The 11,093-nt window shown below is 69.4% G+C and carries 9 protein-coding genes and 1 pseudogene; 6 read left to right on the top strand and 4 right to left on the bottom strand.

Annotated elements, in window-relative coordinates; translation table 11 throughout:
• Positions 1–221: 221 nt before the first annotated feature.
• Positions 222–503, top strand: coding sequence for a hypothetical protein (locus tag ACFYMC_RS26985; protein ID WP_251415252.1), 282 nt, complete (start codon positions 222–224; stop codon positions 501–503).
• Entirely contained in the window at positions 500–892 is a 393-nt protein-coding gene (locus ACFYMC_RS26980) for a type II toxin-antitoxin system VapC family toxin (protein ID WP_388529821.1), read from the top strand. The genes ACFYMC_RS26985 and ACFYMC_RS26980 overlap by 4 nt, the downstream gene beginning before the upstream one ends.
• A gap of 53 nt (positions 893–945) precedes the next feature.
• On the opposite strand, the pseudogene ACFYMC_RS26975 reads toward ACFYMC_RS26980, so the two are convergent.
• Positions 946–1,104 (bottom strand): annotated as a pseudogene (locus ACFYMC_RS26975) (LLM class flavin-dependent oxidoreductase); the annotation flags it as partial.
• 435 nt (positions 1,105–1,539) lie between these two features.
• Between ACFYMC_RS26975 and ACFYMC_RS26970 the strand changes: the two are divergent.
• The 4 genes from ACFYMC_RS26970 (at position 1,540) to ACFYMC_RS26955 (ending at position 4,701) form a co-directional block, all read left to right on the top strand.
• Positions 1,540–2,466: a hypothetical protein gene (locus tag ACFYMC_RS26970; protein WP_388529819.1), complete on the top strand. Its 927-nt coding sequence runs from the start codon at positions 1,540–1,542 to the stop codon at positions 2,464–2,466.
• A 168-nt stretch (positions 2,467–2,634) separates the two neighbouring features.
• A complete protein-coding gene (locus ACFYMC_RS26965) occupies positions 2,635–3,033 on the top strand; it encodes a roadblock/LC7 domain-containing protein (protein ID WP_388529817.1) in 399 nt (132 codons plus the stop codon).
• Positions 3,034–3,165: 132 nt separating this feature from the next.
• Positions 3,166–3,570 carry a hypothetical protein gene (locus ACFYMC_RS26960; RefSeq protein ID WP_388529829.1) on the top strand — a complete coding sequence of 135 codons (405 nt, stop codon included), beginning with the start codon at positions 3,166–3,168 and terminating at the stop codon, positions 3,568–3,570.
• A gap of 264 nt (positions 3,571–3,834) precedes the next feature.
• Complete coding sequence (locus ACFYMC_RS26955; RefSeq protein ID WP_388529814.1) at positions 3,835–4,701, top strand: Cof-type HAD-IIB family hydrolase; 867 nt, start codon at positions 3,835–3,837, stop codon at positions 4,699–4,701.
• A gap of 39 nt (positions 4,702–4,740) precedes the next feature.
• On the opposite strand, the gene ACFYMC_RS26950 is transcribed toward ACFYMC_RS26955, so the two are convergent.
• The 3 genes from ACFYMC_RS26950 to cydB form a co-directional block, all read right to left on the bottom strand.
• Positions 4,741–6,456, bottom strand: coding sequence for a GAF domain-containing sensor histidine kinase (locus ACFYMC_RS26950; protein WP_388529811.1), 1,716 nt, complete (start codon positions 6,454–6,456; stop codon positions 4,741–4,743).
• A gap of 80 nt (positions 6,457–6,536) precedes the next feature.
• On the bottom strand, positions 6,537–10,055 hold the full coding sequence (gene cydD, locus ACFYMC_RS26945; protein WP_388529808.1) for a thiol reductant ABC exporter subunit CydD: 3,519 nt from the start codon (positions 10,053–10,055) through the stop codon (positions 6,537–6,539).
• A 34-nt stretch (positions 10,056–10,089) separates the two neighbouring features.
• Positions 10,090–11,091: a cytochrome d ubiquinol oxidase subunit II gene (cydB, locus tag ACFYMC_RS26940; RefSeq protein WP_388529806.1), complete on the bottom strand. Its 1,002-nt coding sequence runs from the start codon at positions 11,089–11,091 to the stop codon at positions 10,090–10,092.
• Between the last annotated feature and the right edge of the window lie 2 nt (positions 11,092–11,093).

Here is an 11,093-nt window from a genome sequence, read left to right as displayed (position 1 = left end):
CCGCGGCGATCTGGCACAACCACAAGACCAAACAACCGGTCATGCGATCCCTGATCGCCTACGACCACTGATCACATCGGAATGACTCGTCTAGGTGCTCAGCGAAAGAGCCTCTCCGGGAGTCTGGGTCATCAGTGATCGCCTCAGCAGGCTCGCCGCCGGCCGCCGTTAGTCACTGTGGAGCATCAGCGAGTTAATAGGCAATGTACTACACTTTCTCCATGGATACGCCCCGCCCCGGCAAGACCCGAGTCACCAGCGTCTCCCTGCGAGCCGAGACCCTGGAGGCGATCCGCGCGCGCGCTGGCAAGCAAGGCGTCTCCTCCTATATCGAGGAGGCCGTTCAGCGGCAGCTCCAGCGCGAGGCCATCGACGAGTACATCGCCGCCGCTGAAGCGGAGCACGGCCCTGTCGACCCTGCCGAGGTGTCGGACAAGGCTGAGCGCATCCGCGCCCACCATGCCGCCCACCGTGGTGAGTCCGCTCCGGCGGACGCCGCATGAGCGGGACCCTCGTTCTCGACAGCGAGGCCCTCTCCAAGCTCTCCCGGCGGCACCGCGACATGACCGTATGGCTGGACGTCGCCCGCAGACTGGACCTGCTCGTCGTGACGAGCGCCGCCACACTGGTGGAGGCACGCGATCCGAAGGTGCCGCAGGCGGCGTTCGACCATGCCGTTTCCCTGGCCAAGGTGCGCCCTGTCACGGAGGAGATCGCACGTGCGGCAAGCAGACTGCTCGCCGAGGAGGGTCTGCACGGCCACAAGTACGCCATCGATGCGATGCTCGCGGCCACGGCACAGCTGGAGCACGGCGACGTCACCGTGATCACGAGCGACACGGACGACCTCCGCCGGCTCTGCCTCCTCCGCATCGCCGTCGAGCCGATCTGAGCGCCGCGTCGGTCCTTCCTACATCCTTGCTGCGTTTCCGCAGTTCAGGCCGCGATGGGCGAACGAGGCTCGACCGAGGTGACGAGGGTGCCACGGCGCATCCGCTCGGTGACGGTCGCCGCGGCGGTGAGAGTGGGCAGGGCCCCGAACCACGGCCCGTCCCGGGACGACCGCCAGGACAGGTGGTCGTAGGTGTACGCGGCGTGGAACCCGGCCTTCACCTGGGATGAGCTCGGTGCCGCGGGGATACCTCTCACCGCCGTACTTGAGCAGGGGCCTGCACACAACTGGTGCCCAGCTCGCCGAAGAGCGCTTGAGCTCACCCTGCCGGGTGCATTTTCGGCAAGACCCCTCTCCAAAGCTGGCGAATTCAACGGCAAAGGGTCGCAAACCGGTCCCTGACGAAAGAAACCAAAGACTTCCGGCATCCTCGATCACTGATTCGGCGGAGCTGACTACTGTGCGATTCCGAGGGCTGGACGACCCACGGCACCCTCCGTGGACGCCCTGTCGGAATTCAGCCGCTGATAAGGGGTGACCGTGCTCGAAAGCACCATGCCGGGACGCCGGACGGCTTCGGTCCCAGCCACTCCGGCAACCCACCGGGCCGCCGTGGACGAGGCTGACTCACGGCCGGGAGCCGAGAAGTGACGCATCTCGATCTCCCCGGAGCCGCTACGGCGCCACCGGCGCGAGCCCTGCCGTTGGGGGCGGTCATGCCATCGGAGCGGGCAGCCCCCGAACTCGCGCGCAAACTGCTCCTCGCCCGTCACGAACGGATCTCCGGCACGCTGGTGGTGATGGGCGACCCCGGCGGCACCTTTCACCTCGTGAACGGCACCATCGTCGCCGTCGAATCCCCCGGGGCCCCGACCGTGGAAACCCTGTTGCTGTGTTCCGGACGAGTAGGGAAAGCCGACTGGGCGGCTGCCTACCGGGCGGGCGTGGCCGGCGGTCGTACCGGAAGGGAACTGATCGACCGGACCCTGGTCGGCGCAGCCGAGCTGCAGTTGGTGTGCCATATGGCAGCCCTGGACGGCGCCCTGTCCGTCGGCATGGGGCGCATCGACGAATGCCTCCTCGTCCCCGGCGGGGGCAGGTACCACCTGATGGCACAGCAGGGAATCGAACCAGAGTGGCTGTTCCAGGAGGTGAGCCGTCGAATCAAGGCGCTCTCTTCACTGCGGGTCTCCCTCTGCCCCTTCAAGGACCGATTGGCTCCGACGTCCAACGGGGCGACGCTGCTCGGCGGTTCGACGGGGGGCACCCGACGGGAGATCCTGCTCCGCGCCAACGGCCGCCGTAGTGCCCGCGACATCTGTTTCCTGCTGGGGCGGAGCCTCTACGCGGTAACGGTCGAACTCACCCGCATGGTGAACGAAGACCTGGTCGAGGTGGTGCACCCCGGCACGGAGGCTGCGACGGGCGAGCACACCGCGTCGGCAGGTCAGTTGCCGAGTGTGCCCCGCCTCCAGCACCGTCCGGCCACCGCGGCCGGGCTGCCGCGGCGCCAACGCGGCATGAGCGGAATCCACGAAGTCCTCCCCCTGCGACCGGTCACGGACTGCCGGTAGCAGGAGCCTTCTCGCAGGGAGACCTTCGGCCGCAGTCGCCTGGTGGAGCCGCAGCCAGACCGTCCCCGGTCGGGCCCGAGCCCCTTCGCAACGGAACAAGCCCGTGTATCAGGCAGGTCGCACGACTGGCTGGGAGTGGTCCCAGCACGAACCACAGTCAGGAGAGTTTTGACTATCAAGAGTGACGAGCTCAGCACCGAGATGCGGGCGCTGCGCGATCGAGTCGTCGGCATCACGGACGTGGTCGTGGCTTCGGCCGACGGACTGCTGATCACGGCTGAGGCGGACGACACCGTAGACGGAGAGTGCCTGGCCGCCCTCGCGGCTGCATCGCTCAGCATCGCCCGCCGAGCGGGCACCGCCACGGGCAAAGGGCCGGTCGGTCACACCGTGGCCCGGTTCAGCGACGGCTACATGGTCACGCAGGCAGTCGGCGACATGGCGTTGATGGCGGTGCTCGGCGACTCCGGCATGGATCTGAAGCGATTCCACGCCGAGTCGCAGGCGAGCGCCGACCGGATCGGCCTGCTGCTGACTGCGGCGGCCGGAAGCACTCAGATCGGCTGAACGCTCGCCGCCTCCCGTCCGCCCACCAGGCGGGAGCCGCACGATCCCCCGGGCAGGGTCCTGATCCGCCCCTGCCGACACGACTCCACCAGAAGGAACACCATGAGCGCACCGGGAACCGGCCCTCAAAGCATGTCCGGCCGTGTCATCAACATCGTCAAGTCCCTTCGCGCGGAGGTGCCGGAGTGCGTCGCCGCCGGGGTCATCGACATGTCAACGGGCATGTTGTTGTCGGTGGAGACCAGCGACAACCACCCGCCGGAGGTACTCGACATGCTCTCGGCCGCCACACTCGACCTGTTTCAGGGCCGCAACGTGGTGATGATCGAGAACATCTTCAAGGAGCGCCGCGGGGTGGTGTCCGACCGGCACTACTTCCAGGAGATCCTCGTCAACAGCGACAACCTGGCACACCTCTTCCTCCGCATCGACAGTGCCGACGAGGTCGTGGCGGTCGTCGTGTGCCGCAAGTCGGCGAACGTGGGCATGCTCTTCGCCCAGGCCCGAAGGGTCCTGAAGGACAACGGGCCGCTGTGAGCGACCCGTCTGTCCGGCGGCGCTCCTCACCGGCGGCCCCGCAGAGCTCGCGACCACCCACCAGTGGGATCACGCTCACCGTCACCGCGGGACGGAGCGGGGCGGAGAGGACCACCGTGCCCGTGCGCAGGCTCATGGGCCCGCGCACGGCAGGAGCCGTCCTGGGCGGGCCGCAGGGCGTCCACGATGGAGGCGCGGAGCGGGGTGGGCGGGCACCCTCCACGGTGCCCCGATAGGTGCCCTGACGTCGGGAGAAGGCGAGGCATGGGCCAAGATGGTCAAGTGACCGCAGCTCCTTCGCACCACTCGACCCCCCGCTTGATCGCCACCGACCTCGACGGCACCCTGCTGCGTGACGATAAGTCCGTCTCGGAACGGACCGTCACCGCGCTCGCCGCCGCCGAGCGCGCCGGCATCGAGGTCTTCTTCGTCACCGGACGGCCCTCCCGCTGGATGGACGTGGTCAGCGAGCACGTGCACGGTCACGGCCTGGCGATCTGCGCCAACGGCGCGGCGGTGGTCGACCTGCACGACGGGGCGAGGATCATCAAGGCGCGGGAGCTGAGCCGCCCGGCCGGCCTGGACGTCGTCCGGGCACTGCGTGCAGCGGCCCCGGGAAGCACCTTCGCCGTCGAGCTCACCACCGGCATCCACTACGAACCGGCGTATCCGCCGTTCTTCCTCGACCCGGGGGCCACCGTGGCCAGCGCGGAGAAACTGCTGGTGGATGCCGGCCCCGAGACCAGTACTCCCGTCCTCAAGCTGCTGGCGCACCACGAGGAGATGACACCGGACGGTTTTCTCGCGCTGGCCAAGGACGCCGCGGGCGCGATCGCCTCCATCACCCGTTCCAGCCCCACGGCACTGCTGGAGATCAGCGCGCTCGGCGTGTCCAAGGCGAGCACCCTTGAGTTGTGCTGCCAGGAGCGAGGCATCTCCGCGGAGGAGGTCGTGGCCTTCGGGGACATGCCCAACGACATCGAGATGCTCAGCTGGGCCGGCACCTCCTATGCCATGGGCAATGCACACCCCGATGTGATCGCTGCCGCATCGGGACGCACCGTGGCCAACAACGAGGATGGCGTGGCGATCGTCATCGAGCGCATCCTTGCGGACCGCCGGGCAGCCTGACCCGCCGCGGCTGCTCCACCGGGAAGTACGGGACGACCGTCAGAGCGGGACCTCCCACACCACGGTGGTGCCGCCGCCCTCCTTACCGAGACCGGGCCCGTAGGTACTGGACCCGCCGAGGAACTCGGCGCGGCGGGCGAGGTTGCGCAGGCCACTACGGCGCCCGTCGGCGGGGATGCCCACGCCGTCATCGGCGACCTGGAGCCGCACTCCTCGTCGGCCGTCGGGAAGGGTGACGGTGCAGTCGACGAGCACCTCGATCCGTTCGGCCCGGGAATGCCGGAAGGCATTGGACAGTGCCTCCCGCAAAGCGGCGATGAGGTTCTTCCCGACCAACTCGCCCACCATCGTGTCCACCGGTCCCACGAACCGGTGGGACGGGGTGAAGCCAAGGGGGACCGCTGTCATGTTGATCTCCCGCAGGACCCGGGTGCGCAGCCCGGACGGTGCTTCCGCGGGGCCCTGCTGCAAAGCGAAGATCGCGGTGCGGATCTCCTGGATGGTCACGTCCAGTTCGTCGACCGCCTTGCCGACACCGTCACGCACTTCGGGCACGATCGAGCGGCGCTGAGCCCCTTCCAGCATCATCCCGGTGGCGAAGAGCCGCTGGATCACCAGGTCATGGAGGTCCCGGGCGATACGGTCCCGGTCCTCGAAGACCACCAGTCGCTCCCGGTCGCGTTGTGCATCGGCCATCATCAGCGCCAGCGCGGCCTGCGCGGCGAACTGGGTGGCCAGTGTCCGCTCGGCCTCGGTGAAGGGGCGCTGACCACGCCCCCGCGGAGTGACCAGCGCTCCCAGCACCTTGCCGCCGCTGTGCAGGGGCAGCATCATGCACGGTCCGTAGCGGCCGATGAGTTCGGTGGTCATCCGAGGGTCGGTGGAGGCGTCATCGACGAACACCGGCTCGCCCCGCAGCAGGTCGCGCACCACCGGACTCTCCTGCGGGATGACCACGCCCAAAGCGCCTCCCGGTTGGTCGGCACAGACCGCAACGATCTCCATGCCGCCTTCGAGAGCGGGCAGCATGACGATCCCCGCCGCGGAACGTGAGAGCCGGCGGGCCTGTTCTGCGACCACGGACAGGGCGTCGTCCGCGTCCCCGCCCGAGAGCAACGCCGTGGTGACGGCCACCGAACCGTCGATCCAGCGTTCCCGCTGGGTGGCAGCCTCGTAGAGGCGCGCGTTGCCGATGGCGATCCCGGCCTCCGTGGCCAGCACCCGGATCATGTGGAGGTCGTAGTCGTTGAACTCTTCGCCGCCACGCTTCTCGGCGAGGTAGAGGTTGCCGAAGACCTCGCCCCGTACCCGGATGGGCACTCCGAGGAAGGTCTTCATGGGTGGGTGGTGCGGCGGGAAGCCGCCGGCGCGGGGGTCACGGCTGAGGTCGGCCAACCGCACCGGCTCGGGGTGCCGGATCAAGGCCCCCAGCAAGCCCTTCCGGCCGTCCGGCCAGCGCCCGATCAGCCGGGCCTCCGCCTGGCCCACCCCGTGCGTGACGAAGTCCGAGAGTCCGCGGCCCTCCTCGTCCACCACGCCGATCGCGGCATAGCGCGCATCGGCGAGCTCGGCGGCGGTCGAGCAGATCCGGTCGAGGGTGGAGCGCAGCTCCAGGCCGGTGCCGACCGAGCGCATGGCCTCCAGCAGCTGTGGGACCCGGGCGGTGAGCTCGGTGGACAGGCCCTGGAGCCCGTGCGATGCCTGAGCGGAGGTGTCAAGGGGTTCCGATGGCTCCGGCGGCGGCTGCACTGACATGCTTCCGAGCCTATGTGCTCTCCGGTGACCACGCGTGGACCAGCGGCTTCAGTGATCCCGGTAGGGCGCCTGGCACCGCCTCAGACCAACAGTGCCTCGGCCGCACGCTCCCTTTCGATCATCTGACGCAACGGCCCCTCGACGGCGGCCAGCTCCTGATAGGAGCCCTGCTGCACGATCTGCCCCTGCTCCAGGACGATCACCTCGTCGACGGCGTCAAGCCCTGCCAGCCGATGGGTGATCAGGACGGTGGCCCGTCCCTCGGTGGCTGCCAGCAGATCCGCGGTGAGCGCGTCCGCCGTCGCCACATCGAGGTGTTCGGCCGGCTCGTCCAGCACCAGCACCGGGAAGTCGGCGAGCAGGGCTCGGGCCAAGGCCAGCCGCTGCCGTTGGCCGCCGGAGATGCGAGCGCCGTGCTCGCCAACCGGCGTGTCGAGCCCCTCCGGCAGGGACCTGGCCCAGTCCAGCAGTCGAGCGCCCGCGAGCGCCTCGGTCATCTGGTCCTCACTTGCATCGGTCCGGGCCAGCCTCAGGTTCTCCCGGAGCGTGCTGTCGAAGAGGTGGGCGTCCTGTGCGCACAGGCCCACCCGGGTGCGGACCTGATCCCCCGCAGCCTGTCGGGCGTCCACCCCGCCAATGGTGTAGAAGCCCTCCCGCGGGTCCAAGAACCGCAGCAGGACCTGGGCCAGGGTGGTCTTCCCCGCCCCGGACGGGCCCACCACTGCGATACGGCGCCCGGCGTCCAGGCGCAGTGATACTCCGCGCAGGGCATCGCGTTGAGCTGCTGGGTAGCGGGCGGTGAGCCCACTCATGACCACGGGGAAGGGGTCCGCCGGTAGCGGGCGCGGTTCGGCCGCTTCGAGCACGGGCTCGGCCGCGTCCAGGACTTCGTAGACCCGCTCGGCGCTGCGGCGTACCCGTTGGCGGTACTGCACGGCCAGAGACAACCCGCCGACCGCCTCGAAGGCGGCGAGCGGGGTGAGTACCACCACGGCCAGGGCGACACCGGGCAACCGGCCGTCGTGAACGGCGGCGATCCCGACGGCTGCGGCCACGGCCATCGTCAGCCCGGTGATCAGCGCCACCAGTCCGGCTCCGAGTGCGGTGGCCGCGGCGCCCCGCGAAGCGATCCGAGTCAGCTCCAGGTCGGCCCGGCGCGCCTGTTGCCTACGGCTGCCGAGGGCGCCCGCCACCGTGAGCTCGGCGGTGCCGGTCAGCAGATCGGCCACTCGGGTGGCCAGTTCGCCTCGCGCGGGGGCGAGCCGCTGCTCGGTGCGCCGTGCCACGGCGCCGCTGAGCAAGGGAACGGCGATTGCGGCGAGGAGCAGCCCGACGAGGAGCACCGCACCGGCCTCGGGGAGCATCCACGCCGTGAACGCGACCGACCCGGTCGCGACCAACACCGCGGATCCGACAGGCAGCCACCAGCGCAGCCAGTAGTCCTGCACCGCGTCCACGTCCGCGACCAGCCGCGTCAACAGGTCCCCCCGTCGTACCAGCCGGAGCCCACCGGGGGCGATCCGCTCCAACCTGCGGTAGACCGCCACCCGTAGATCGGCCAGCATCCGCAGCACGGCGTCGTGCGAGACCAGGCGCTCGGCGTACCGGAAGACGGCGCGCCCCAGGCCGAACGCCCGGGTAGCGGTGACGGCCACCATCAGGTGCAGCACCGGGGGTTGTTCGGACGCGCGGGAGATCAGCCAGCCCGATACCGCCATCAGGCCCACGGCTGAGGCAAGGGCCAGGGTGCCCAGCAGGAGAGCGAGGGTGAGTCGGCCCCGGTGCGCCCCGGCCTCCCGGCGCACCCGTGCCAGGACCCGGCTCAGACCAGCGGGGGGCGTCTGCCCGGTCGGCTCGGCTTCGAGTCCGGCCGGCTCCTGCCTGCTCTGACGGGTGGCCGCACCGACGGATGATCGTGTCTCTTCGACGGTCGGACCGGCGGCCGTTGCGGCAGTCGCTTCGCTGAGGTGGACCACCCGGTCCGCGATGGACAGCAGGGCGGGTCGGTGCACCACCATCAGGACCGTACGGCCGACGGCCAGGCGGCGCACCGTCTCGACGACGCCGGCTTCGGTCTGACCGTCCAACGCTGCGGTCGGCTCGTCCAGGAGCAGGATCGGGCGGTCCGCGAGGAAGGCGCGGGCCAGTGCAAGTCGTTGTCGCTGGCCGGCCGACAGCCCGAGTCCGTCCTCACCGAGCACGGTGGCCGCTCCGTCCGGCAACTCGTCGACGAAGTCGGCTCCGGCCTCCCGCAGCGCGTGGGCGAGTTGTTCCTCCGAGGCCTCGGGGCGGGCCAGGCGTACGTTCTCCGCGATAGTTCCGGAGAACAGGTGCGGCTGCTGAGGCACCCAGGCAATGCGCTGCCGCCAGGCTTCTGCCGGGATCGAGTCGAGGTCGGTGGCGCCGAACAGGACCCGCCCGGAGGTGGGCGGCAAGAAACCAAGCAGGACGTTGAGCAGGGTGGACTTGCCCACCCCGCTCGGCCCGGTGACGGCCAGCACTTCGCCCGCGTGAAGCGTGAGGGACAGCGGGGCGAGGGCGGGTCGGTCCCGCCCGGGGTAGCGGACGCAGAGCTCTTGCACCCTCAGCGTTCCGGCGTCCGGTGCCGATTCGGCGGTGTCCGGGGCCGGCACCGTTGGCGGGCCGGGTTGTTCCAGTACGTCGAAGATCTCCTCCGCGGCAGCGAGTCCTTCCGCTGCCGCGTGGTACTGCGCTCCGACCTGCCGCAGCGGTAGGTAGGCCTCCGGCGCGAGGATCAGAACGACCAGGGCCGCGTAGAGGTCGAAGTCACCGTGGACCAGGCGCATGCCGAGCGTCACGGCGACCAGGGCCACCGAAAGGGTGGCCAACAGTTCCAGGGCGAAGGAGGAGAGGAAGGCGATGCGCAGGGTCCGCATCGTCGCCCGCCGGTACTCCTGGGTGATCCTGTGGATCGATTCGGCCTGCGCTTTGGCCCTTCCGAACACCTTCAAGGTGGGAAGGCCCGCCACGACGTCGAGGAAGTGCCCCGAGAGCCTGGAAAGCAAGCGCCATTGACGGTCCATCCGGGCCTGAGTGGCCCAGCCGATGAGCACCATGAACACCGGGATCAACGGCAGAGTGCCCACGATGATCGCCGCGGAGACCCAGTCTTCGGTGACGACCCGGGCCAGGACGGCCACGGGTACGACCACTGCGAGCCCCAGTTGGGGCAGATAGCGGGCGAAGTAGTCGTCAAGGGCATCGACTCCTCGGGTGGCGAGCGCCACCAGTGATCCGGTGCGCTGGCCGCTCAGCCAGGTGGGACCGAGAGCGGTGGCCCGGTCCAGTAGCCGATCCCGCAGCTCGGACTTGACGCTCGCGCTGGCCCGGTGGGCGGCGAGTTCCGTCAACCAGGCGACCAGCGCCCGCCCCAGAGCAACCAGGCCGAGGAGGAGGAGCGGGGCCCGCAGCGCGTCCACGTCCAGACCTCGCTGGAAGGCTCCCGTCACCACCTCGGCTATGAGCATGGCCTGGGCGACCACCAACCCGGCCCCGAGCAACCCGAGGGCCACCAAGGCGAGGAGGAAGCCCCGGGTGGCCCGGGCGTATCTGAGGAGTCGAGGATCGATTGGTTTCACGTGAAACATGCCCCTTGGCGGAGTGCGGGCCGCATCAGTGCGCTTCGGCGATGTGCTGTGTGCCGATCCGCTTGCGGAAGACCCAGTAGGTCCAGCCCTGGTAGAGGAGCACGACGGGCGTCGCCACCGCCGCGCACCAGGTCATGATCCGCAAGGTGTACGGGCTGGAGGAGGCGTTGGTGACGGTCAGGCTCCAGTCCGGGTTCAGCGAGGAGGGCATCACGTTCGGGAAGAGCGCCAGGAACAACATGGCCACGGCGGCGGCGATGGTGACTCCCGAGAGCGCGAAGGACCACCCCTCACGTCCCGCCCTGTTGGCAACGAGGGCGCCCAGGAGCGCGAGTACCGCCACGGTCATCGCGACGAAGCTCTCGGCGCCTCCGCTGTTCAGCTGGGTCCACACCAAGAAGAGCACGGCCAGCGCGGCGGTCAGCACTCCGAGTCCGTTGGCCAGACCACGGGCGCGCTCACGGATCTCACCCACCGTCTTCAGCGCGGTGAACACGGCGCCGTGGAAGGTGAAGAGCGTCAGCGTGACCAGCCCCCCGAGCAGGGCGTAGGGGTTGAGCAGGTCGAGGACGGAACCGACGTACTCGTGCTGGGCGTCCAACTTCACTCCGCGCACGATGTTGCCGAAGGCCACTCCCCAGAGGAACGCGGGGATCAGGGAGGTCCAGAAGATCGCCTGCTCCCAGTTGGTCTGCCACTGTTCCTCGGGCCGCTTGGCCCGGTACTCGAAGGCGACCCCGCGAATGATGAGACAGACCAGGATGATCAGGAGCGGCAGGTAGAAGCCCGAGAAGAGGGTGGCGTACCACTCGGGGAATGCAGCGAAGGTGGCTCCGCCCGCAGTGAGCAGCCACACCTCGTTCCCGTCCCAGACCGGGCCGATGGTGTTGATCAGGACCCGCTTCTCACCGCGGTTGCACGCCAGGAGCTTGGTCAGGACACCGACACCGAAGTCGAAGCCCTCCAGGAAGAAGTAGCCCGTCCACAGGACGGCGATGAGCACGAACCAGACGTCGTGGAGTTCCATGT

Origin of the sequence: Streptomyces sp. NPDC006879 (genome assembly GCF_042869595.1) — a bacterium.
Classification (GTDB): Bacteria; Actinomycetota; Actinomycetes; order Streptomycetales; family Streptomycetaceae; genus Streptomyces.
Note: the sequence above shows the minus strand (reverse complement) of the source record. Positions and strands in the feature narration are given on the sequence as shown.

What these genes read in the sequence shown, in the direction of transcription:
- ACFYMC_RS26950 (WP_388529811.1), bottom strand. Translation starts at nt 6,456, where the DNA reads ATGTCAGTGCAGCCGCCGCCGGAGCCATCGGAACCCCTTGACACCTCC.
- ACFYMC_RS26985 (WP_251415252.1), top strand. Translation starts at nt 222, where the DNA reads ATGGATACGCCCCGCCCCGGCAAGACCCGAGTCACCAGCGTCTCCCTG.
- ACFYMC_RS26955 (WP_388529814.1), top strand. Translation starts at nt 3,835, where the DNA reads ATGGGCCAAGATGGTCAAGTGACCGCAGCTCCTTCGCACCACTCGACC.
- ACFYMC_RS26980 (WP_388529821.1), top strand. Translation starts at nt 500, where the DNA reads ATGAGCGGGACCCTCGTTCTCGACAGCGAGGCCCTCTCCAAGCTCTCC.
- ACFYMC_RS26960 (WP_388529829.1), top strand. Translation starts at nt 3,166, where the DNA reads ATGTCCGGCCGTGTCATCAACATCGTCAAGTCCCTTCGCGCGGAGGTG.
- cydB (WP_388529806.1), bottom strand. Translation starts at nt 11,091, where the DNA reads ATGGAACTCCACGACGTCTGGTTCGTGCTCATCGCCGTCCTGTGGACG.